Raw genomic sequence first — 23,369 nt, forward strand, 5'->3', positions numbered from 1 at the left:
ATTCACTGCCAGTACAGACGCAGAACGCGCAGATTAGTTCCGCGCGTTCTGCAGGAATACCCTCGCATCGTTGTCTGCGCGCTATTGGCTCTGCGAGTTCGTCGAGCCGTTGCTCGAACCATTCCGATTGCAAGGCGGCGGCGGCAAAATATTCCCGTTGCTGTCGCGCGGCGGCGAAGGCGGGCCGCCGCTTCCCGAGCCGCTACTCATCGTGGGCATGGAAGAGCTTCCGCTCTGGGAACCATCACCGCTTCCAGACGGAGGGGTAGGCGGCATCGAGCCGTCTTGCGTCTGCGTAGAGTTCGAGTTACCGCTGGCCGCCGAACTCGTACTGCTGCTCCCCGAACCATTGCTATTCCAGCCCGGCGGCGGGCCACCCATGCCCCGCGGTGGAGGACCGCACGGCGGACGCCGACTGTCGCTCGATCCACTGCTCGTTCCGTCACTCGACCCGCTCGTCGAAGACTGCGCCACCGCAGCCAACGACCCCACACACAACACGGCTACGCCCAGCCAGCGCGCCACACCATACTTCGTTATCACGAAAGCTCTCCTCAGCAGACGCGCGAAACAACACACCTCTACTTCACGAGGACGAGCATTCCCTCCGCGCGTTTCACTCAGCGGAGAGACTTTATTTTCGCGCTCCGTCGCTCACATTTCGCGGGCGACATCGTCTGCGCAGAGCCGCAAAGCTAGCTGCGTTCGGGCGCAAACTGGAACGGGTCGCCATGCTTCTCCGCATGCTTCTCCACCACAGCGAGAAACGCGCGCGCGGCATGGCTCAACGCCGTCTGCTTACGTTGAATCAGCCGCAGACGGCGCTCCATCGCAAGCTCGGGCACAGTAATCTTCACCAGCGTCCCATTGCGCAGCTCCTGCTCCGCAGTCAGGCGTGGGATCAGCGCAATCCCGTTGCCCATGCCGACAAAACGCTTGATCGCGTCCAACGACGGCAGTTCAATCTCCATCGCCAGCGGAGTCTTGTGGCGGCGGAAGGAAGCTATCACCTTCTGCCGCATCGGCGAAGGCACGTTGTGCGCCACAAAGGTCTCGCGACCCAGGCGCTGAATGCCCGCCTTGCCCACATCCGCCAGCGGATGCTGCGCACCGACCACGCACACCAGCTCATCGCGGTAGACCGCGATCGAACGCACCTGCGGGTCCTCCGGCTTGAAGCTCACGACGCCAATATCGATCGAGTGCGAAAGTACCTCGTCCGCAATGCGAGAAGCCAGGGTGCGCTGCACCGTGACCTTGATGCGCGGGTTCTCGCGACGAAACGCGTCGAGCACCGGCAGAAGGTAAAGACAGGTGTACTCATTTGCCGCCAGACGCAGTTGCCCCGTATGCAGCGAGCGCAGGTCCACCAGCGCGGCCTCAGCGTCGGTGCGTAGATTCAGCAACTTCTGCGCGTAGCCCTTCAGCACTTCGCCCGCATCGGTCAACGTGCCGTCTGCGCGCTCCAGCAACGTTTCGCCCAGCTCACCTTCGAGCTTCGCAATCACCTGGCTGATCGCCGGCTGCGTGCGATGCAGCCGTGCGGCCGCGCGCGAAAAGCTGCGTTCTTCAGCAACAGCGAGGAAGGTTTCCAGTTGAAACAGGTCCACGTTCGAGTCCCTCTCGATCCCGGCAGCACCATTCACGTAGGAGCAACCTGTTCAAGCAGTTGCCCACATTGCGCGAAGCCCCGAGCGGCGATAGCCTAATGCCATTAGGGGTTCTATACCCCACATTAGAATTCGCAATATCTCTGGAACCGAGCATAAGCTCCCTTTATCCTTGTGTCTAGTAAGGAAGGCCCATAAAAATGGCAAATCAAGATCGCGTCATTTTCTTTGACACCACGTTGCGCGATGGCGAGCAATCGCCCGGCTGCACCATGCACCATGCTGAGAAACTTCGCATGGCCGAGCAGCTTGCGCGCCTTGGCGTAGACATCATCGAGGCTGGCTTTCCTATCGCTTCCACCGGCGATTTTGAAAGCGTCAAGGCCATCGCCTCCACCATCGGCCGCGAAGCGAACGCGCCCGTCATCTGCGGCCTCGCCCGCGCCAAGCAGGGCGACATCGAAGCCGTTGCCAAGGCCATCGAGCCCGCACATCGCCGGCGCATCCACACCTTCCTCGCCACCAGCGACCTGCACCTCGAAGCCAAGCTCCGCATCACGCGCGAGCAGGCGCTCGACCAGGCCGGCGAAATGGTGCACCTCGCTCGCACCTTCACCGACAACGTAGAGTTCTCTGCGGAAGACGCGACGCGCTCGGACATCGAGTTCCTCATCAAGATCGTCACCATTGCCATCCAGGCCGGTGCGACGACGATCAACCTGCCCGACACCGTCGGCTACTCGACACCCGCTGAGTACCAGGCGCTCTTCGAGACCGTCATCGCACGCGTCCCCGGCGCGCAGGATGTGATCTTCTCCACGCACTGCCACGACGACCTCGGCATGGCCACAGCGAACGCGCTGGCTGGCGTGCTCGGTGGCGCGCGTCAGGTGGAGTGCACGATCAACGGCATCGGCGAGCGCGCTGGCAACGCAGCGCTCGAAGAGATCGCCGCTGCGCTGATGGTTCGCAAGGACCGCTTCGCGCTCGAGAACGGCATCGTGATGAGCGAGATCGGACCGAGCTCGCAGATGCTGAGCGAGATCATCAGCTTCGGCCCTGCGCCGAACAAGGCTGTGATCGGTAAGAACGCTTTCGCGCATGAGTCGGGCATCCACCAGCACGGCGTGCTCGCGAACCCGCTCACCTACGAGATCATGACGCCCGCCTCGATCGGCGTCACCGCGAACGCGATCGTCCTCGGCAAGCACTCTGGCCGTCGCGCGCTGGAGCATCGCCTCGCCGAGCTCGGCCACACGCTGACGAAGGAAGAGCTCGACGTGGTCTACCACCGCTTCACCGAACTCGCCGATCGCAAGAAGTCGATCTACGACCAGGACATCGTCGGCCTACTCACCGCAGAGCCCGCGAACGCATAGCTCCAGCACCGCTTCAAGCGCCAACGGCGCGCAACATACCAGCGAGGGGCGAAGCCCCTCGGTAACGCCTCACAAAGGCCCGAGCGCTGAAAGCGCGACATAAGGAAACACATGAAGCTCAACATTGCAGTTCTCGCCGGTGATGGCATCGGCCCCGAAGTCACCGCCGAAGCCGTCAAGGTATTGAAGACCGTCGCCAAGCACGGTGGCCACGAGTTCACCTTCACCGACGCGCTCATCGGCGGCGTCGCGATCACCGCAGAAGGCACGCCGCTGCCGCAGAAGACCATCGACGTCGCGCTCGCCGCAGACGCGGTTCTGCTCGGCGCCGTGGGCGATAACAAGTTCAACGCGCTCACCCCGGACAAGCGCCCGGAAGCAGGCCTGCTCGCGATCCGCCAACACCTCGGCGGCTTCGCGAACCTGCGTCCCTGCCTGGCCTTCAACGCGCTCAGCGAGAACTCGCCGCTGCGCCCGGAAGTAACGAAGAACGTCGACATCCTCTTCGTGCGCGAACTGCTCGGCGGCCTCTACTTCGGCAAGCCGCGCGCGTGGAACAAGGAGACCGGCGAAGCGCACAACACGATGGTCTACACGAAGCCTGAGGTGGAGCGTTGCGCTCACATCGGCTTCCAACTCGCGCAGAAGCGCCGCGGCAAGCTGACGCAGGTGGACAAGGCGAACGTGCTCGAGTGCTCGCAGCTCTGGCGTGCCACCGTCGATGAAATCGCACCGCAGTACCCCGATGTCAAGGTCGAGCATCAACTCGTCGACTCGATGGCGATCCATTTGATGAACCGCCCGCGCGACTTCGACGTCGTCCTCACCGAGAACCTCTTCGGCGACATTCTCTCCGACGAATCCGGCGTCATCACCGGCTCGCTCGGTATGCTGCCTTCGGCCACCATCGGCGGCAAGGTCAACCTCTACGAGCCCGTCCACGGTTCGGCGCCGGACATCGCTGGCCAGGGCAAGGCGAACCCGCTCGGCGCGATCCTTACCGCGGCGATGGTGCTGCGTCACAGCGGCAACCTCGAAGAAGAAGCCCTCGCAATCGAGAAGGCCGTCAACGAAGTGCTCGCTGCAGGCCATCGCACCGGAGACATCGCCGGCCAGGGCAAGAGCGCGAACGTCACCACCAGCGAAATGGGCGATCTCGTGAACACCGCGCTCGTCTCCGCACTCAACCGCAGCGAATCGCTGCACGCTGTTTAGTTCTAAGTTGCAGGTTCTACGTTGTAAGAGCTTCTAGCTTCTAGCTTCTAGCTTCTAGCTTCTAGCCTCTAGCAACGGATTTTGCTTCACCGTTTCTGCTTCATCCCCGAAGGGTCTACGTTCTCTTCGGCCCCAAATCGATCATGCGCCGCACACTCCAACTCGCCGCTACCGCACTGCTCTTTGCAGCGACAGCGAGTGTGCGCGCGCAGATCCAGAACGACGATGTGCTCGGCCCGAAGGCTCCGCGCAACCCTGCCGATCGCAAGACGCTCGCGAACCTCAAGCCCGGCTCGCATGAGTGGCTCTGGTCCTTCACGCAGCCCGGTCCCAACGGCCGCGCCAACGACCTCCTCATCGACTCGCGCTTCGAGTCGCTGCTGCTCGACAACTTCCATCAGCCGCAGGCGATGTGGGGCAACGACAACGCGCGTCCTTCGCTCGCGCAAGTCATCACGCTCTTCCTCGGCAAGTACGGCGAAGCGCTCAGCGAAGACAATCGCTACTTCATCGCCGACGGTTGCGTGCCCAGCTTCTGCCCCGCGAGCGGTCTGCTCTGGATCGACCTCAGCGCCAGGCATCCGCTCATGATCTTCGCCGCGCGCAACTGGTCCACCACCGGTCACTCCACCGACGAAGCCAACGCCAACTATCATCTCTGGCTCTTCGCCAACCGCAATATCACGCCCGACGCTCTTCCCTTCGCGTTCAAGCAGTCGCTCGCGCACTGGGACATGCGTCTCGCCGCCGCACATCGCGGCGTGCCCCATATTCAGCGCGCCATCCTCGTCGAACCCGACGGAAGCGCGCTTCCACTCGAACCCGCCGATGTTGGCGCGAACGTGGTCGCCGCACAGCCCGACACCGTTACGCCCCAGCCAACGGACAACGACTAACCGGAACACACTGCGAATCCGAGACACCATGAGCACACCGATCAAGCCGCGCACACTCTTCGAAAAGGTCTGGGACAACCACGTCGTTGTCTCCCCCGTTGGCGAACCGACTATCCTCTACATCGACCTGCAGCTCGTTCACGAGGTCACGTCGCCGCAGGCCTTCGACGGACTCCGCATGGCAGGCCGCAAGCTGCGCCGCCCGGATCGTCACATCGCGACTGTCGACCACAACGTGCCCACGACCAGCGTGCAGGACCGCCTGCACATCGTCGATCAAATCTCCTCCGCGCAGATCAACGCGCTGCGCAAGAACTGCGCCGAGTTCGGCATCGAGTTCTTCGACACCGAAGACTCCTCGCAGGGCATCGTGCACATGATCGGGCCCGAACTTGGCGCGACCAAGCCCGGTATGACGATCGTCTGCGGCGACTCGCACACCAGCACGCACGGCGCCTTCGGGGCACTCGCCTTCGGCATCGGCACCAGCGAGGTCGAGCACGTGATGGCGACGCAAACGCTGCCGCAGGCCAAGGCCAAGACCTTCCTCATCAACGTCGACGGCGAGCTGCCCTACGGCGTCACCGCGAAGGACATCATCCTCGACATCATCGGCCGCATCGGCACCGCAGGCGCTACCGGCTACGCCATCGAGTACGCAGGCTCGGCCATTCGCGGACTCTCGATGGAAGGCCGCATGACCATCTGCAACATGAGCATCGAAGCCGGCGCACGCGCCGGCATGATCGCTCCTGACGAAACGACCTTCGCTTACATCAAGGGCCGTCGCTTCGCCCCCGGCACGCGCCCTGACGGCACTGTCGACGAAGCCGCATGGAACCTCGCGGTCGAGCAATGGAAGGCGCTCGTCACCGACGAAGGTGCAACCTACGATCGCGAGCTGCACATCGACGCAACCAAGCTCGTACCCAGCGTCACCTGGGGCACCTCCCCCGGCATGGTCACGACCATCGACGGCACCGTGCCCACGCTCGACCAGGCCACCGACGAAGCCGACCGCAAGGGCTTCGAGCGCGCCTACGAGTACATGGATCTCAAGCCCGGCACGCCGATCACCGAGATCGCCGTGGACGCCGTCTTCATCGGCTCCTGCACCAACGGCCGCATCGAAGATCTGCGCACCGCAGCAAAGGTCGTGAAGGGCCACCACGTTGCGACGACCGTGCGCGCGATGGTCGTCCCCGGCTCTCAAGCTGTGAAGGCGCAGGCCGAAGCAGAAGGCCTCGCCGAAGTCTTCAAGACCGCAGGCTTCGAGTGGCGCGAGCCCGGCTGCTCCATGTGCCTCGGCATGAACCCCGACATCCTGCAGCCCGGCGAGCGTTGCGCGTCTACCTCGAACCGCAACTTCGAAGGCCGCCAGGGTCGCGGCTCACGCACGCACCTGCTCTCGCCTGAGATGGCCGCAGCCGCCGCCATCACCGGCCACCTCACTGACGTTCGTGATTGGAAGTTTGAGGAAGACGCACGCTAATGACGCTCTCGCCCCAAGTGACCACGCCTGCAACTGGCATCTTGCCAGCGGAAGCTCGCGTGCGTCTGCTTTCAACGGATCCCGGCTACACGTACAGCGCACCTTTGTGGTCGCTGTACGGTGACCAACGTCTGTTGGATGCACTCCTCTCTAGCGGCATCGAGTGGACTTGGGAAAGCAGCATTGATCTTGGCCTGCCAAAGGATGATCCACGTCAGCAACGTGGGTGGACGCAACTTAGCGATGCTACGGCTCACGATCTCCGCAACGACATGACGCAGTTCAACGCTGATGAAAAAGGCCGTCGTTTCACGCTCTGCGGAAATGTCAGCAACAGCAATCCAATCAAGACAGAGTCCGCTCTGACTGAGTTCTTGAAGAACGGGAACGGCCTTGAGGTCGTCATCCATCAATGCAGCGACTCCGACGAATACATCTTCGTCGCCGCAAATCCAACGAACGCTACGCTGCGCTTTCTAGGCACGCTCTTCACACCGACGCGAGCAGAAAAAATCTCCGAGCCTTCGTGGCTCAAGCACACACGAACCACTGGGACATTGCCCCTCTAGAGGACATCATTCATGGAACCGATCAACATCCTCACCTCCACCGCCGTGCCGCTGCCGCTGCCGAACATCGACACGGACCAGATCATCCCGAAGCAGTTCCTCAAGCGCATCGAGCGCACGGGCTACGGCGAGTTCCTCTTCTTCGACTGGCGCTACAACCTCGAGACGCCCGACCACGTGGAAGAGCGCAAGGACTTCGTGATGAACAAGCCCGAGTACAAGGGCAGCGAGATCCTCATCGCCGAGAAAAACTTCGGCTGCGGCTCCTCGCGCGAGCACGCCGCGTGGGCGATTAACCAGTACGGCTTCCGCGCAGTCATTGCGCCGAGCTTTGCGGACATCTTCTTCTCAAACGCCGGCAAGAACGGCATCATCCTCGTGCGCCTCACCGAAGAAGAAACCGAAACGCTGCTGCAGCGCTCGACCGCCAACCCGAAGCACCTCATCACCATCAACCTCGAAGCCCAGACCGTCACCGACGACGACGGCTTCAAGGCCGGCTTCGAGATCGATCCCTTCCGCAAGTACTGCCTGCTGAACGGACTCGACGACATCGGCCTCACGCTGCGTCACGCTGATGACCTCAGCAAGTTCGAAGACAAGCACAACGAAGAGTTCTGGCTCGCACCGAAGGCCGAAGAGGTCGTTTAGTTTCTGTTCTGCCCGAAAGGGGATCTGCGTTGCCCTTCGATTGCAGCTGCACGAACGGTAGGTCACGGCTTCAGCCGTGACATTCACTGAAGCAAACAACGCGGCTTCAGCCGCTGAGGGAACGAATGGACAAGCTTCACCAACTCGACCGGCGCACACTCCTCAAATCGCTTGCCTTCGCGAGCGCCACGAGTGCGTGCCCCACGGCTTTTGGTGAAGCGGCTTTCGGTGAAGCCGCGTTTGGTGAAGACGCATCGCTGCATCAGCCCTTGCCCGCGTGGAGCGAAGGCCACTTCGACATTCACCACATCGACACCGCGCGCGGTAACTCGACGCTGCTCGTCTTCCCTGACGGCACGACGATGCTCATCGACGCAGGTGCGGTAACGACAGCGCCCGAAGGCACCACAAACCCCGCGCGCCCGAACGGCACGACACTGCGTCCCGGCCAGGTACTCGCCGAATACATCCTCGCGCATGCGCCTGAGAAGAAGCTCGACTACTTCCTCGCCACGCATCTGCACAACGACCACGTGGATGGCCTCGCCGACGTTGCCGCCAAGCTGCCCATCAGCATGTGCATCGACCGCGCCTTCCCGCACTATGCGGCGAACCAGCAGCCTCCCGCGAGCGCAAAGGCCTATCTCGACTTCCTCTCCAGGCGCGAGGACAAAGGCGAGTTCGTCATCGCAGCCAACGTCGGCGCGACCGACCAGATCACGCTGCGCAAAGATGCCGCGCGCTACAAGAGCTTCAACGCACGCATCCTCGCCGCGAACGGCAACGTGTGGAACCGCGCAACCGGCAATGTCGATGAGCTGCTGAAGAACATCCCTTCAGCCGGCAGCGCGCACGGCTACGAGAACAACTACTCCATCGCTACGCGTTTTGAGTACGGCGCGTTCAGCTATTACACGGGCGGCGATCTCAACTTCGACACCTTCGACGGCCACACGCCCGCGCTCGATACCGAATCCCCCGTTGCGCGTTCGTGCGGTCGCGTTGAGGTCGCTGTCGCCAACCATCACGGCTACTTCGACGCGTGTGGTGCAGCCTTCACGAAGGCACTCGATGCGCAGGCTTACGTTATTCCCTCGTGGGACATCGGCCACCCCGGCTCCGCGCAGATGCAGCGCATGATGGGCGCGTGGGACTACACGAACAACACGCCGACGCACGATGTCTTCGCGCTCGAACTGCTGCCGCAGAACGCTCTGCTCAATCGCCGCTTCGCTCCGAAGCTGAAGTCACAAGGCGGCCATGTCGTCGTGCGCGTCGCGCCCGGCGGCCGCACCTACACGATCTACACGCTCGACTCCACCGTCGAACACGGCAACATCACCGGCGTCTCCGGCCCCTACACGAGCCGAGCAGCAAAGGCAGGCACAGCGTGAAGTCAACTTCTAAGTTCAACCCGATTCTGTGCGCCATGCTGTTCACAGCGAATACGCTGATCGGACGTGCACAGACATCGCCGTTCGTGCCCGCACAACTCGCAACAGCAAAAACTCTGTTCGTTGGATTTGATGGAGGTCAGGCGGCTGACCTCACCAACCAAGAAGCGCTTGTGATTTTGCAAAAAGCTCTCATCCAAGAGCATCGCTATACGCTCGTCAGGACTCCAACGGAAGCGGAAATTTCTGCCCGCGCTTTTCTCACCCCAAACGGAATAGTTCTTTCACTTTTCGATACAAAGACCGGAGCGCTGCTGTGGAAGATCACTGCAAACCACGGTGGTGGAGGCCTGAAGGCTTCCTACACAAAACGGTTTGTTCGCTCTGCGCAGGAAATCGCTGACCAGCTTGATGAGCTAAGCGCAGGAAGAATTCCTGAGCCGCCGAAATAAATCATTTCCAACGACAGCCATATCAACGAAGTGAAACAACCGTACAAAAGGAATCCCATGAGCAACATCCCCGCAGGCAAAACGAATTCGATCGCACTCACCGAAGGCCCGAACCGCGCGGCCGCGCGCAGCTATCTGCGTGGCGTTGGCTTCAGCAAAGAAGATCTGCACAAGCCCATCATCGGTATCGCGAACACCTGGACAGAGATCGGCCCCTGCAACTTCCATCTGCGTAAGGTCGCCGAAGCCGTGAAGCAAGGCATTCGCGAAGCGGGTGGCACGCCGATGGAGTTCAACACCGTCACCATCTCCGATGGCATCACGATGGGCACTGAAGGCATGAAGGCCTCGCTGATCTCGCGCGAAGTCATCGCGGACTCGATCGAACTCGTCACACGCGGCAACTCGTTTGACGGCCTTGTCGTCATCGCAGGCTGCGACAAGAACATGCCCGCCGCCATCATGGCGCTCGCTCGCGTAAACATCCCCGGCCTCATGCTCTACGGCGGTTCCATCGCGCCGGGCAAGCTCGCCAAGGCCGATGGCAGCAGCGAAGAGATCACTATCCTCAAGGTCTTCGAGGCCATCGGTTCGCACGCCGCAGGCAAGATCAACGACGACGAACTCGAAGCCGTCGAAGCGGCTGCCTGCCCCGGCCCCGGCGCATGCGGCGGACAGTTCACCGCAAACACCATGGCCATGGCTGGCGAGTTCCTCGGCATCTCGCCGATGGAGATCACCGGCGTGCCCGCGATGTCGCCGGACAAGCACTCGGCCTCCGTACAGGCCGGCCGCGATGTGATGGAGCTCGTGCGCAAGGGTATCAAGCCGCGCGACATCCTCACGCGCGACGCGATCGACAACGCCATCGCAGCCGTCGCGGCATCGGGTGGCTCGACCAACGCCGTGCTGCACCTCATGGCCATCGCGCATGAGCTCAACATCGACCTCACGCTCGAAGACTTCGACCGCATCAGCGAAGCAACGCCGTTCATCTGCGACCTCTCGCCGGGCGGCAAGTACGCAGCGAAGGACTATCAGGAAGCAGGCGGTTCGCGCGTGCTCGCAGAGCGTCTCATCGCCCGCGGCGCGCTCAAGGACATCCCCACCGTCAGCGGCAAGAGCCTCTTCGCCGAAGCACAGACCGCGAAGGAAACGCCCGGCCAGGTCGTCATCCACCAGTGGAGCGATCCGCTGAAGCCCACCGGCGGCCTCGTCATCCTGCGCGGCAACCTCGCACCCGAAGGCGGCGTGATCAAGGTCGCTGGCCTTGAGCGCGATTACCACTCCGGCCCCGCGCGCGTCTTCGATAGCGAAGACCTCTGCTTTGCTGCAGTGGAAGCGGGCAAGATCAAACCGAACGACGTTTGCGTCATCCGCTACGAAGGTCCGAAGGGCGGCCCTGGCATGCGCGAGATGCTCGCTGTTACCGCTGCCATCAAGGGTATCCCCGAGCTTTCCGAGACCGTGGCTCTGCTTACCGATGGACGATTCTCCGGCGCAACGCGCGGCTTCATGATCGGCCACGTCGCACCCGAAGCACAGGTTGGCGGACCGCTCGCTGCTGTACGCGAAGGCGACACGATCACGATCGACATCAAGAAGCGCACGCTGAACCTCGAAGTGAGCGACGAAGAAATCGCCGCACGCCTCAAGGACTTCAAGCCTCGCGAGATCCCCTACAAGCGCGGCGTGTTTGCGAAGTATGCGAAGAGCGTCGGCAGCGCCAGCAACGGCGCCGTCACCGACTAACCCCACATCGATATCGCTATGACCTCCACGCCACAACTCGCGCATGTCGTCCCCGGCAAGAACCATCGGTTCCATTGCCTTGACGGCCTGCGCGGCGTTGCGGCTATTCTCATCGTCTTCTTTCATCTGCCGTCAGAGATGTACTCAAAGCTCAGAGGCCCCAACGCGTACCTGGCTGTCGATCTCTTCTTCCTGCTCAGTGGCTTCGTCATCGCGTTCTCTTACGAGGGCAGACTGCAAAAGGGCATGCGCTGGAGCGACTTCTTCGCCGCCCGCGTTATTCGACTTTGGCCGATCTACCTGATCGGTACGGCGATTGGTGCCTTGCACCAGATTGTGCTTCCGCACGTCGGTATGAGCCTCGCCACACTCGCAAAGCAAACAGCCTTGGCGCTCTTCATGCTGCCTGATCTGCACAAGCAAACGCATGGAAGTTTCCTGTACCCACTCGACTTCCCTGCGTGGTCACTCTTCTTCGAGATGATCGCAAACCTCTTGTACGCAGCCCTGGTGAAGCAAGGAGTGGCAAAGACGAGTGGACTCATCGGCCTCTGCACAATCTCTCTAGCAAGCTTGACCGCATGGGCATGGCGCACAGGGAATATCAACGCTGGCTCGGATGCCGGAACATTTTGGGGCGGGTTCGCGCGCGTCGGCTTCGGGTTCTTCCTTGGCGTGCTGCTGTTCCGTGCCTATCAGCGTTGGCTTCAGCATCGCAACATCCTCGCCACGAAAGGGCCGTTGCTGGCGATAGCCACTACGATCGTGACGATCGTTGCACTCATGACTCCAATGGCCTCATCGCCGATACGTCAGGTCCTGACCGTGACCATTATTTTTCCGGCGGTGGTTCTCTTCGGTTCGCTTTCGCGCCTGCCGTCTTCATGGAAGCCACTGATGGTGCTGCTGGGCGAGATTTCATTTCCGGTCTACCTCCTGCACATTCATTTCGTTTCACTCCTACAGTTGCACGTCATTCAGAATCTCTTCCAGCGTTCGCCTTCATTCCCTTCGGCGATTCTGTTTGCACTCTTCTGTGCCCTGCTGCCGCTGAGTTGGCTACTCAACAAGATCTTCGACCTGCCAGTGAGGCGTTTCCTCACACACAGCTACAACTCGCTCTTCCGTGCTACCGAACTTCAACCCACGCTTCGCAGCGCGGAATCATCGCCTCGAGCTGATCTCTAAGGAAATGACTATGGCTAACATCTCCAGCACGAACCCCACACTCACCGGATCCGAGATTCTCTGGGCCACACTCGCTGGCGAGAACGTGACGACGGTCTTCGGCTATCCCGGTGGAGCGATCCTGCCGATCTATGACGCGCTGCGCAACTTCCCCACCATTCACCACGTGCTCGTGCGCCACGAACAAGGCGCCTCGCACATGGCCGATGGCTACGCGCGCGCCTCCGGCAAGGTCGGCGTCTGCATGGCGACCTCCGGACCCGGCGCGACGAACCTCGTCACCGGTCTCGCCACCGCGATGCTCGACAGCATCCCCATGGTCGCGATCACCGGACAGGTCTCGTCCAAGGTCCTCGGCTCGGACGCGTTTCAGGAAGTCGACATCACCGGCATCACCCTGCCGATCACGAAGCACAACTTCCTCGTGACGCGCGCCGAAGACATCGCGCCGACCGTGCGTGAAGCCTTCCAGATCGCGCAGAGCGGCCGCCCCGGCCCCGTACTCGTCGACATCACCAAGGACGCACAGCAGGCCAGCGCCCTCTTCGACTTCGACGCAGCCAAGCCCGCCGCCTATCGCCCGCACCCGATGCTCAAGGTCGAAAGCCCTGCCCTGCAGCAGGCCATCGAACTCATCAAGTCGGCGAAGAAGCCTGTGATCCTCGCCGGCCACGGCATCGTCGAAAGCGGTGCACAGCTTGAAGTCCGCACGCTCGCAGAGACACGCCAGATCCCCATCGCCTCCACACTGCTTGGCCTCGGCGCGATCCCCGCAGAGCATCCGCTGCAGCTTGGCATGATGGGCATGCACGGCGAATCGTGGGTGAACAACGCGATCCAGGAAGCCGATCTGCTGCTCGCACTCGGCATGCGCTTCGACGATCGCGTGACCGGCAACCTCGCACACTACGCGCCGAACGCGAAGAAGATTCACATCGAGATCGACCCCAGCGAGATCAACAAGAACGTGCGCGCCGACGTCGCGCTCATCGGCGACCTCAAGGAAGTGCTCACACTCTTGCTGCCGGAATTGCCGAAGTCAAGCGACACGACGTGGCTCAAGGAGATCAACGCCAGCAAGGGTACCGCTGCTGTGCGCGACATCATCAACCTGCCCGACACCGGTCACCTCTACGCCGCGCACGTCATCCATGACATCTGGCAGGAAGCCAAGGCCGCCGGTCGCGTCGAGCAGACGATCATTGTCACCGACGTAGGCCAGCACCAGATGTGGGAAGCGCAGTACTTCAAGCATGAAGCCGCACGCTCGCTCGTCACCTCCGGCGGCCTCGGCACCATGGGCTTCGCTCTGCCCGCAGCCATCGGCGCAAAGTTTGCTTGCCCCGACAAGGACGTGTGGGTGATCGCCGGCGACGGTGGCTTCCAGATGACCGCAGCCGAGCTCTCGACCATCGTGCAGGAGAAGCTCGCGATCAACATCGCCGTCATCAACAACGGCTTCCTCGGCATGGTGCGTCAGTGGCAGGAGACCTTCTACGAGAAGAACTACTCGGCCTCGCCGATCCTCTCACCGGACTTCGTCATGCTCGCCGCGGCACACGGCATCGCGGGCGCAAACGTGAGCGAGCGCAAGGACGTGATCCCCACCGTGACCAAGGCACGCACCAGCGGCAAGGCTTTCCTCACGAACTTCCAGGTCATCAAGGAAGACGGCGTGTACCCGATGATTGCGCCCGGTGCAGCGCTGCACGAAATGGTGCGCCGCCCGAGCAAAGACCCGTTGCTTGAAACAGCAGAGGACGAGTAATCCCACGTAAGCTTGCGGCGATCTCCATCGCACGCCGCGAGCTCACAAAACCATAGCAACAAGCGCCGAAGGCGCGCCGCCATACCAGCGAGGGGCTAAGCCCCTTGTACCTACCCACCAGAAACCCGCGGGCTGAAAGCCCGACCTAACTAATCCCACAAATGCTCATCGGTCGCATCCAATCCGTACTTCCGCAAGAACGCGCTGAACTCGTCGCGAAATGTTTGCGCGCGGTGATGCTCTTCCTGCCGATCGATGTATCGCAACAACGCGTCAACATCCGCCGGGCCAACCGAGAACGCACCATAACCAATCTGCCACGTGAAACGCGGAATCCCCTGCGTCTTCAACCATCGCGACGAGGAGGTTTTCAATTGCTCGACCAACTTTGCAATCGTCTGTTGTTTCAAAAGTCGAATCGCAAGATGAACGTGGTCCGCAACGCCTCCGACGCGGTAGCACTCGCAGCCTGCATTCCGTGCGACCGTAGCGAGATACGCAAAGAGGTCAGGGCGAACCTTGTCATTCAAGATTGGCGTTCGATCTTTGGTGCTGAAGATCACATGAATCACAACAAGGGCAAGCGATCGCGGCACAGCGGAAATTATAGGGCGGGCCTTCAGCCCTACACATTTCCCACCTCGCGTTCAAGGGGCGTTGCCCCTCGCTGGTATAGGGTCGCGTCTTCGGCGCTCAACCCCATGGCGATCCTAACCTTCACCGCTTCGCTCTGCTTCACAGCTTCGGGCTGCAAATCTCCCGCGCCGAAACCTTCGCCTACCGCGTCGGCATCGCAATACCCTGCGCGCCCCAACATCACGCCACCCTACGTGAAGCTCTTCCACAAGACCGATGACTCGCTCACACTCGTCGTCGATGAAGACGTGACCGACACACAACTCGCCGCACTGCTTTGGGAACTACACGACGCTGCGAAGGCACACACCTTTGACAGCATCGGCATCCCGCAAGCCTTCGTCGACAAGCGCGACCCCATCGTGTGGATGCACATCTATCGCGGCGCCAAGTGCGCCAGCGAGAAGTACACCAACGGAAAGTATCCCTGCGGCGCAAGCTATCACGGCGCCGCCGACTACACCTTCGGCGGCTTCACGCATAAAGACCGTGACGACGGTGTCGTCATCTCCAACGGAAAAGAAACACACCTCTGGGACCCAAACACTCAACACTAACCGTCCGCCTTCTGGACCCTGAACCCTGGAACCTGGACCCTCGCACTTATGCTGCACACATTCATCGCACTCGTAGACGACAAGCCCGGCGTGCTGACGCGCGTCGCTTCCCTCTTCCGCCGCCTCAACATCAACATCGTCTCGCTCACAGTTGGTGAGAGCGAGCGCAACGACGCCTCGCGCATGACCATCGTCTGCGAAGCACCGGAGCAGGCCGCACACCGCATCAAGGCCTCGCTCTACAAGCTTGAGAACACCATCCACGTGGATGAGGTCGATCGCTCCGCCGCCGTCGTGCGCGAACTCTGCCTCATCAAGGTCGCTGCCGGCCCACGCACACCGCACGGCGTTCACTCGCGCTCACAGATCTTCGAGCTCGCCACCGTCTTCCGCGCGCGCGTCGTCGATCTCGCGCCCGAGAGCATCATGCTCGAGATGACCGGCTCGGCCTCGAAGATCGAGGGCCTGCTGCAGGTGCTGCGCGAAAGCTCCTACGAAGTCCTCGAAGTCTCGCGTACGGGCCGCATGGCCATGCGTCGTGGACACCACGGCGGCCGCGTCTTCAAGGCGCTCGGCCTGCGCAAAGACCTCTCCCCCGCCGAGTTCCCTGCCGTCGATCACGATGTCGATCCCGACGCGCTCCCGCTCGACGACATGCTTCCGAACCAATTCGACGAGTAGGGATCGATCAATATGGAACATCTGTACTTTCGCGCGTTCACACTCACCGTCACGTTGTTCGGCATCGCTGTCGTCTACGTAGCGGGTGTGCGTGCACGTAAGGCAGAAGCTGCTCGACTAGCCAACATGATTGCAACAGATAAGCCGCAATCCGAGCAGCAGCGTACCGCTCCCTGGGCACGCGGTACACACGTCGCGTTGGGTCTAGCAGCGTTCTATCTACTCTTCTTCAGACTCATCAGTCTTGCACCACCATTTGTTTGGCAGCAAGACGGTGGCCCAATTCTGATGAGCTTGTCTTTTCTGTTCTTAGGCCCGTTTATCGCTGGCTTCATCACCGTATCCAAATCAAATAAAGAAGCCGCATGGCCGTTTCGGTTTTGGATCCTTGCGCCTTGGATTCCAATCGGGCTCAATATTCTTCTCGCAATCAGCTTTGCATGGGAAGGCACCATCTGCGTCATCTTCATCCTGCCGCCTGCTCTCTTTTCGTCATCGCTTGGTGGTATCGCGGCTGGAGTGTTCCATGAGCGCTCGCAGAAGCGCATCAAGAATCGAACACTGTATTGCGCGGCCGCGTTGCCTCTCTTGCTTGCAGTTGTAGAAACCTACGTTCACCAACCGCTTCAAACTCGAACAGTAGACACTTCGATTATCATTCATGCGCCTGTTGCAACAGTCTGGAAGAACATTGAACGTGTTCCAGCTATCTCTCCTTCAGAGCTTCGACGCTCTTGGGCTAACACCATCGGCTTTCCTCGTCCCGTTGAAGCCACCCTATCGCACGAGGGCGTGGGTGGCGTACGAAACGCCAGCTTTGAGCGCGGATTGAACTTCACCGAAACCATCACGGAATGGGTTCCTAACGAACGGATCGTATTCACCATTCAGGCGGATACATCGGCTATTCCAAGCACAACACTCGATGAGCATGTCACAGTCGGAGGGCGTTTCTTCGACGTCCTCACCGGCGAATATGATCTTCACCCCTTGCCGAACGGCGAGGTGATGCTTCATCTCAGCAGCCGCGAAAGACTCTCTACCGACTTCAACGCGTACGCTGCGCTTTGGTCAGATGCCGTGATGCATGACATGCAGTCGAACATTCTTCACGTGATTCGTAATCGTTGCGAATCGAAATCTTCGGAAGCGAATGTCGGGTTTCCCACTCGCCCTTCGACTCGATAAAATCAAAATCAACCACTTGTAGAAAGAGAAAATCATGGCAAAGACTTACCACGACAACGACGCAGACCTCGCACTCATCCAGGGCAAGAAGGTTGCCGTCATCGGTTACGGCTCGCAGGGCCACGCACACGCGCTCAACCTCAAGGACTCCGGCGTTGACGTCAAGATCGGCCTCCGCCCCGGCTCTGCTTCGGCCAAGAAGGCTGAGCTCGTCGGCCTCGAAGTGGTCAGCGTAAAAGACGCAGCCGAGTGGGCTGACGTAATCATGGTCCTCGTTCCCGACCAGACCGCTGCGGCCGTCTACGAAGAGATCGCGCCCGGCCTGAAGGCTGGCAACACGCTGATGTTCGCGCACGGCTTCAACATCCGCTTCCGCACCATCAACCCGCCGGCAGACGTGGACGTTTCGCTCGTGGCGCCGAAGTCGCCCGGCCACCGCGTACGCGAAGTCTTCACCGAAGGCGGCGGCGTCCCGGGCCTCGTCGCCGTGGAGCAGGATGCTTCGGGCAACGCGCTCGCACTCGCTCTCTCCTACGCCAAGGGCATCGGCTGCACCCGTGCAGGCGTGCTGGAAACCACCTTCACCGAAGAGACCGAGACCGACCTCTTCGGCGAGCAGGCTGTGCTCTGCGGCGGCGCTGCAGCGCTCGTCAAGTGCGGCTTTGAGGTGCTGACCGAGGCTGGCTACCAGCCCGAGCTCGCGTACTTCGAAGTACTGCACGAGCTCAAGCTTATCGTCGACCTCATGTACCGCGGCGGCCTCGAGTACATGAACTACTCGGTCTCCGACACCGCTGAGTGGGGCGGCTATGAAGCGCAGGCATACATCGTCACGCCCGAGACGAAGAACAAGATGAAGGAGCTGCTCGCCAACATTCAGAGCGGCAAGTTCGCCGAGAAGTTCATCAACGAGAACAAGACCGGCCGCAAGGAGCTCGATGCTTACCGCAAGGCTGAAGCATCGCACCCGATCGAAAAGGTCGGCGGCGCACTCCGCGCAGCCATGCCCTTCCTCGATCCGCTCAAGGTCGAGAACGGCACCGTCGTCAAGGCGTAACCCACTCGCAACATCGCAAAGGCCCGGCATATCGCCGGGCCTTTTGCTGGCCTCGCGCATAGCCTATGATGGCGCTAGCGTTATCCAGGAGCACACACACATGCCGCAGCAAACTCTCACCACTCTTCGCCGCGCTCTACTCGCTGGCTGCATGTCTCTCGCGCTCCCGCTCGCTGGCTGCAACTACACCAACACCGCCGACACGCGCATCAAGGACGAGCAGCTCATCCGTACCGCGGATGCCAAGTGGTCCATCGCCGCCAGCGAACACAACATCGACGCAACGATGGCGCCCTACACCGACGACGCCATGCTGCTCGCCCCCGACGAAGCCGTCGCCACCACGCCTGACGCCATCCGCGACTCGTGGACCAAGACCTTCGCCGCGCTGTCTTCGCTCTCCTGGGAGATCACGCGCATCGAAGTCGCGCGCTCCGGCGACCTTGCCTACCTCACCGGCAAGTGGACCGCCATGCTTCCCGACAAGAAGACGCAGATCACCGGCAAGCTCCTCGAGGTCTGGCACAAGCAGCCCGACGGCTCGTGGAAGTGCATCGCCGACACGTACAACAATGACGCTCCCGCAAAGTAATCGGTGGCTCTATCGAAAGACACGCGCATCAGGCTAATATGTTCCGCGTCGCACACAACACGCGACGCATCGAACACACTATGAGCACTGCACGCGCACTACGTCTTCACGCATTCGGCCTCGACAATCTCACACTCGAAGAAATCACACTCCCTGCACTCGGTCCGCTGGACGTACACGTGCGCTTCCACGCAGCATCGCTGAATTATCGCGACCTCATGGTCGTGCTCGGCGACTACAACCCCAAGCTCGCCATGCCCCGCATCCCCGGCTCCGACGCCGCAGGCGAAGTCGTCGCCGTCGGCCACGCCGTCACGTCGCTGAAGCCCGGCGACCGCGTCGCCTCGCTCTTCTTCCAGCAGTGGGAGGAAGGCCAGATCAACGCAGCCACCGGCAAGTCCGCGCTCGGCGGCCCCATCGATGGAGTCTTCGCCACCGAGCGCGTGATGCCCGCCAGCGGCCTCATCCGCATCCCCAACACACTCTCGTGGGACGAAGCCGCAACGCTGCCCTGCGCCGCTCTCACCGCATGGAACGCGCTCGTCGAGAAAGGCCAGCTCCGCGCCGGTGAAACCGTCCTCGTGCTCGGCACCGGCGGCGTCAGCATCTTCGCGCTGCAGATCGCCAAAGCCCACGGCGCTCGCGTCATCGTCACCAGCTCATCCGATGACAAGCTCGCACGCGCCAAAGCACTCGGCGCCGATGAACTCATCAACTACCGCACCACCCCCGACTGGGAAAACGAAGTCATCCGCCTCACGCACGGCATCGGTGTCGATCACGTCATCGAAGTCGGTGGCGCAGGCACGCTGCAGCGCTCGTTGAAGGCCGTCCGCGTCGCCGGACAGATCCACCTCATCGGTGTGCTCACCGGCAAGGGCGCCACCATCGACCCCACACCGATCCTCGGCCGCTCCATCCGCATCAACGGCGTCTACGTCGGCTCGCGCGGCATGTTCGAACGCATGCTCGCGGCCTTTGCGCAGAACAACATCCGCCCCGTCTTTGACCGCGTCTTCACCATCGATGAGTACCGCGCCGCCTTCGAGCAAATGCAGCACGGCGCGCACTTCGGCAAGATCGTACTCTCGCTCGCCTAACCTCGACCGCATCACCACCAACGGCGCACAGCCGCGACTTTTCCCGCAAAGTGTAGTCTGAACTTGCAGGACAATCGCGCTGTGCGCCGACTCGTCGTGCACCGCTTGTCCTACCTGCTGGTCTTGGAGGACTGTTCATGCGTCGCCTCACTCTTGCTCTCGTCGCCTGCACTCTGGCTGCGCCCACACTCGCGCAAACTGCGACGAAGACCGCAGCAGATTCACACGCTGGTAAGAAGCTCGTACCCGCACGTCGCTGCCTCGTCTACGAAGACGATCCTGAAGCGATGCCTGCCGCATCCGCGCCCACAAAGGCCCTCGCAACAGCGCCCGCCGCCGACTCTACCGTGCATCCGATCGTGCTGCCAGCCAGGTCCACACGTGCCGTTGCAGCCACGACGAAGACAGCACCGACGACGAAGGCAGCGCCGACGAATTCAGCATCGACGGCGAAGCCCGCACCATCGCACAGGCCCGTTGCCACCATCGTCGCCGCAAACCACCTGCCGCCGCGCCCCACAGCATCGCGCCCCGTGGCCGCATCAGCAGCGGACGCCCCCGTGGCTCCCGCGCCCTACTCCGCGAACCCGATCCAGCAGCTTCGCGGCAACGCACGAGTGCTGCTCCTCTTCGCGCCTTCGCTTGAAGCTCCTGACATGCAAACGGAAGTCGCGATGCTCGAGCGCCATCAACTCGAACTCACCCACCGCAATACCGTGCTCGTGCCCATCCTCGGCAAAGACTCCAACACCTACATCTTCAACGGTGAATTCATCCGCCCCGGCACACCCGCAGACCTCGCCTCCGCACGCGACAAGTTCGGCATCAAGCCCAACCAGTTCGCCATCGTGCTCCTCGACGAAGATGGCATCGAGCGCACGCGCTGGCTCGTCCCGGTTTCGGCCTCTGACCTCGATGATCAGATCGACGTGATCGATGAAGACGCAGGCGTCGTCCACTCACTGCACGATAAGCAATAGAAGCAACGCCAAGCAGTAGAGGCAACGCCGAGCAGTAGAGGCAACGCCGGGCAGTAGAGGCAACGCCGAGCAGTAGAAGCAGAGTCAGGCAGTAGAAGCAGTGCCTCGACAACATCGATATTTGCGCAGACATTCTTGATGCTTCGAACTTACCTTCACAGCGATCAGGCTTTCTGCGCGTTCGCTTGCGCATCCAACTCCGCATGAAGACTGCAAGCATCGCCACATTCATCGCTGCCGCGCTGTCATCGCTTACAGTGCACGCCCAGTCCACAGGCATCACCAGCCTGCACAACCTGCGCGATCATCAACGCGTGCTGCTCGTCTTCGCTCCAACCCCGGATGATCCGCAGTTGCAGATTCAACTCCGTACCTTGAACGAGCATGCAGCCGACGCGTCCACGCGCGACCTCGTGCCGATCGCCCTGCCTTATAACGCGCCCTCACCCACGCCCGCAACGCTGACCACAGCCGATGCCGACGCAGTCCGTCGCCGCTATCACGTCGCCCCGACCGAATTCACCGCCATCCTCATCGGCAAAGACGGCGGCGAAAAGCTCCGCGCTCACAAGCCTTTCAGCATGAGCGAACTCAACGCCACCATCGACTCCATGCCCATGCGCCAGGACGAGATGAAGCAGCAACGCTAACGCCTTCGCTCCGACCGACCTTCAAGCACTCCCCTCAAAAGATAGCGGAACAAATCACGCCGCACGCGCGTACAAAGGGTCATGCTCGCCCGTACGCTCGCGCCCATCCTGTGCCTCTTCGCGCTCACCGCCTCGGCCCAAAGCTCGCTCACCGCTGACGAGATCATGCATCGCGTCGCGGTCAACCAGGACGCTGCGCAGACCGCGCGCACCCACTTCGTCTACACCCAGCACACGCTCGCCCGCTCGCTCAAAGGCAAGTCCGTCCGCTGCGAAGAGATCACCGACTACCGCATCACTCCCGGCACAAAAGGCAGCGACCGCCAACTCCTCGCGCTCAACGGCCGCGTCCTCTACAAGGGCAAGTACATCTCCTACGACTCACTCAAAGGCCCCGCAGGCATCGAGCCCCCGAAGGACGACGGCAAGGACGACGAGAGCCTGCGCGGCGCTCGCGAGGCCATGAAAAAGGCCGACGAAGATACCGACACCGACCGCAGCCTCGTCGAAAACATGCGCGACAACTTCACCGGCAAGAAAGAGTCCAAGGACGGCATCACGCCTGAGCTCTTCCCCCTCGCCTCCAAACAGCAAAAGCAGCTCCGCTTCCGCCTCATCGGTCGCGAGCAGCGCAACGGCCACGACACCTTCCACCTCACCTTCGAACCCGCCGACAAAGAAGACTACGGCTGGAAGGGCGATGCCTGGATCGACGCCACCGCCTTCCAACCCGTCGTCCTGCGCACCGAACTTTCCCGCAAACTGCCCTTCGCTATCCGCGGCATCATGGGCATCGATATCCCCGGCCTCGGCTTCACCATCACCTACGCGCCGCAACCCTCAGCGACCGATCCCAAGGCCGTCTGGTTCCCCGAAACCTTCGGCACGGAGTTCCGCATCAAGATCTTCCACTTCTTCAATCGCCAGATCGTCCTCTCGACGACAAACCGCAATTTCGCGATGACGCATACGGGAGCTCGCATCGTCGAAGTCGATGGCGCTCAAATCGACCAAAAAGTGCCCTCAAACGACGAAAAACACCCCTAAAGTGACGCAAAAAGGCCTCCGTTCACTCGGAGGCCTTTCCTCTTTAAAATCAATCGCTTACGCGGTTACTTCCACACCACGCCAGAACGCCACATGATGCTTCACGCCACGCGCTGCGGGCTTCGGATCGGGGTAGTACCAGGCCGCGTCGGGATTTTCCTGACCGTCTACCAGAACGGTGTAATAGCGAGCGCGTCCCTTGTTCGGGCAGCTCGAACTCGTGGAGCTGGTGCGCAGAAAAGCCCTGTTTACAGTCTCTTCCGGGAAATACACAGTACCGTCAACCGTTTGAATCTTCTCGCTCTCCGCAAGAGTTTGACCGTTCCATACTGCCTTTGCCATGTCCGCCTTCCAATCTCAAAGAGAATAAGCGGGTGTCACCCGGTGCGTCCGTCAAAAGATCGTCGCTAAGTCACTCTAGCGTCGTCGGTTGCAAACCGGCCCGTAAACCATCGTAACACGTCGCTCCCGATTTTGGAAAGTCCCCTCCTCGGTTCTCCGCTTCCCCATAGCAA

24 protein-coding genes are annotated in these 23,369 nt (G+C 61.3%); 20 read left to right on the top strand and 4 right to left on the bottom strand.

Features of this window, described 5'->3' with window-relative positions:
• Positions 1-81: 81 nt before the first annotated feature.
• Together OHL11_RS10180 and OHL11_RS10185 are read right to left on the bottom strand one after the other, a co-directional pair.
• Positions 82-543 (bottom strand): hypothetical protein, encoded by a 462-nt coding sequence (locus tag OHL11_RS10180; protein WP_263371404.1) that lies wholly within the window; start codon positions 541-543, stop codon positions 82-84.
• A 152-nt stretch (positions 544-695) separates the two neighbouring features.
• Positions 696-1,610 (bottom strand): LysR family transcriptional regulator, encoded by a 915-nt coding sequence (locus OHL11_RS10185; RefSeq protein WP_263371405.1) that lies wholly within the window; start codon positions 1,608-1,610, stop codon positions 696-698.
• A gap of 200 nt (positions 1,611-1,810) precedes the next feature.
• Here OHL11_RS10185 and OHL11_RS10190 point away from each other — a divergent pair, with 200 nt between their 5' ends.
• From OHL11_RS10190 to ilvB, 11 genes are all read left to right on the top strand, one after another.
• Positions 1,811-2,989 carry a 2-isopropylmalate synthase gene (locus OHL11_RS10190; protein WP_263371406.1) on the top strand — a complete coding sequence of 393 codons (1,179 nt, stop codon included), beginning with the start codon at positions 1,811-1,813 and terminating at the stop codon, positions 2,987-2,989.
• A 111-nt stretch (positions 2,990-3,100) separates the two neighbouring features.
• Positions 3,101-4,204: a 3-isopropylmalate dehydrogenase gene (leuB, locus tag OHL11_RS10195; RefSeq protein WP_263371407.1), complete on the top strand. Its 1,104-nt coding sequence runs from the start codon at positions 3,101-3,103 to the stop codon at positions 4,202-4,204.
• 143 nt (positions 4,205-4,347) lie between these two features.
• Complete coding sequence (locus tag OHL11_RS10200) at positions 4,348-5,100, top strand: hypothetical protein (RefSeq protein ID WP_263371408.1); 753 nt, start codon at positions 4,348-4,350, stop codon at positions 5,098-5,100.
• Between the two features lie 28 nt (positions 5,101-5,128).
• Positions 5,129-6,592 (top strand): 3-isopropylmalate dehydratase large subunit, encoded by a 1,464-nt coding sequence (leuC, locus tag OHL11_RS10205; RefSeq protein ID WP_263371409.1) that lies wholly within the window; start codon positions 5,129-5,131, stop codon positions 6,590-6,592.
• The gene (locus tag OHL11_RS10210) at positions 6,592-7,161 is read left to right on the top strand and encodes a hypothetical protein (RefSeq protein ID WP_263371410.1); all 570 of its coding nucleotides are present in this window, start codon (positions 6,592-6,594) and stop codon (positions 7,159-7,161) included. The genes leuC and OHL11_RS10210 overlap by 1 nt, the downstream gene beginning before the upstream one ends.
• Positions 7,162-7,173: 12 nt before the next feature.
• Positions 7,174-7,812 (top strand): 3-isopropylmalate dehydratase small subunit, encoded by a 639-nt coding sequence (leuD, locus tag OHL11_RS10215; RefSeq protein ID WP_263371411.1) that lies wholly within the window; start codon positions 7,174-7,176, stop codon positions 7,810-7,812.
• A 125-nt stretch (positions 7,813-7,937) separates the two neighbouring features.
• A complete protein-coding gene (locus OHL11_RS10220) occupies positions 7,938-9,206 on the top strand; it encodes a ComEC/Rec2 family competence protein (RefSeq protein ID WP_263371412.1) in 1,269 nt (422 codons plus the stop codon).
• On the top strand, positions 9,203-9,658 hold the full coding sequence (locus OHL11_RS10225; RefSeq protein WP_263371413.1) for a hypothetical protein: 456 nt from the start codon (positions 9,203-9,205) through the stop codon (positions 9,656-9,658). Before OHL11_RS10220 ends, OHL11_RS10225 begins: the two co-directional genes overlap by 4 nt.
• A gap of 57 nt (positions 9,659-9,715) precedes the next feature.
• Positions 9,716-11,410: a dihydroxy-acid dehydratase gene (gene ilvD / locus OHL11_RS10230; RefSeq protein WP_263371414.1), complete on the top strand. Its 1,695-nt coding sequence runs from the start codon at positions 9,716-9,718 to the stop codon at positions 11,408-11,410.
• A gap of 18 nt (positions 11,411-11,428) precedes the next feature.
• Positions 11,429-12,598, top strand: coding sequence for an acyltransferase family protein (locus tag OHL11_RS10235; protein ID WP_263371415.1), 1,170 nt, complete (start codon positions 11,429-11,431; stop codon positions 12,596-12,598).
• 10 nt (positions 12,599-12,608) lie between these two features.
• Positions 12,609-14,366: a biosynthetic-type acetolactate synthase large subunit gene (gene ilvB, locus OHL11_RS10240; protein ID WP_263371416.1), complete on the top strand. Its 1,758-nt coding sequence runs from the start codon at positions 12,609-12,611 to the stop codon at positions 14,364-14,366.
• A 149-nt stretch (positions 14,367-14,515) separates the two neighbouring features.
• Here ilvB and tnpA read toward each other — a convergent pair whose 3' ends face one another.
• A complete protein-coding gene (gene tnpA / locus OHL11_RS10245; RefSeq protein WP_317890643.1) occupies positions 14,516-14,962 on the bottom strand; it encodes an IS200/IS605 family transposase in 447 nt (148 codons plus the stop codon).
• 105 nt (positions 14,963-15,067) lie between these two features.
• Here tnpA and OHL11_RS10250 point away from each other — a divergent pair, with 105 nt between their 5' ends.
• From OHL11_RS10250 to OHL11_RS10290, 9 genes are all read left to right on the top strand, one after another.
• Positions 15,068-15,559 (top strand): hypothetical protein, encoded by a 492-nt coding sequence (locus OHL11_RS10250; protein ID WP_263371417.1) that lies wholly within the window; start codon positions 15,068-15,070, stop codon positions 15,557-15,559.
• Between the two features lie 48 nt (positions 15,560-15,607).
• Positions 15,608-16,240 carry an acetolactate synthase small subunit gene (gene ilvN, locus OHL11_RS10255; RefSeq protein WP_263371418.1) on the top strand — a complete coding sequence of 211 codons (633 nt, stop codon included), beginning with the start codon at positions 15,608-15,610 and terminating at the stop codon, positions 16,238-16,240.
• A gap of 12 nt (positions 16,241-16,252) precedes the next feature.
• Positions 16,253-17,428, top strand: a complete 1,176-nt coding sequence (locus OHL11_RS10260) for an SRPBCC family protein (protein ID WP_263371419.1) — start codon at positions 16,253-16,255, stop codon at positions 17,426-17,428.
• 34 nt (positions 17,429-17,462) lie between these two features.
• Positions 17,463-18,485: a ketol-acid reductoisomerase gene (gene ilvC / locus OHL11_RS10265; protein ID WP_263371420.1), complete on the top strand. Its 1,023-nt coding sequence runs from the start codon at positions 17,463-17,465 to the stop codon at positions 18,483-18,485.
• A gap of 100 nt (positions 18,486-18,585) precedes the next feature.
• Positions 18,586-19,077, top strand: a complete 492-nt coding sequence (locus OHL11_RS10270; protein WP_263371421.1) for a YybH family protein — start codon at positions 18,586-18,588, stop codon at positions 19,075-19,077.
• An 80-nt stretch (positions 19,078-19,157) separates the two neighbouring features.
• Complete coding sequence (locus OHL11_RS10275) at positions 19,158-20,177, top strand: zinc-dependent alcohol dehydrogenase family protein (RefSeq protein ID WP_263371422.1); 1,020 nt, start codon at positions 19,158-19,160, stop codon at positions 20,175-20,177.
• 137 nt (positions 20,178-20,314) lie between these two features.
• Complete coding sequence (locus OHL11_RS10280) at positions 20,315-21,157, top strand: DUF4174 domain-containing protein (protein ID WP_263371423.1); 843 nt, start codon at positions 20,315-20,317, stop codon at positions 21,155-21,157.
• 203 nt (positions 21,158-21,360) lie between these two features.
• A complete protein-coding gene (locus OHL11_RS10285; RefSeq protein WP_263371424.1) occupies positions 21,361-21,807 on the top strand; it encodes a DUF4174 domain-containing protein in 447 nt (148 codons plus the stop codon).
• 81 nt (positions 21,808-21,888) lie between these two features.
• On the top strand, positions 21,889-22,854 hold the full coding sequence (locus OHL11_RS10290; protein ID WP_263371425.1) for a hypothetical protein: 966 nt from the start codon (positions 21,889-21,891) through the stop codon (positions 22,852-22,854).
• 57 nt (positions 22,855-22,911) lie between these two features.
• Here OHL11_RS10290 and OHL11_RS10295 read toward each other — a convergent pair whose 3' ends face one another.
• The gene (locus OHL11_RS10295) at positions 22,912-23,196 is read right to left on the bottom strand and encodes a DUF427 domain-containing protein (protein WP_263371426.1); all 285 of its coding nucleotides are present in this window, start codon (positions 23,194-23,196) and stop codon (positions 22,912-22,914) included.
• Between the last annotated feature and the right edge of the window lie 173 nt (positions 23,197-23,369).

This window comes from Granulicella cerasi, assembly GCF_025685575.1.
Lineage (GTDB): Bacteria > Acidobacteriota > Terriglobia > Terriglobales > Acidobacteriaceae > Granulicella > Granulicella cerasi.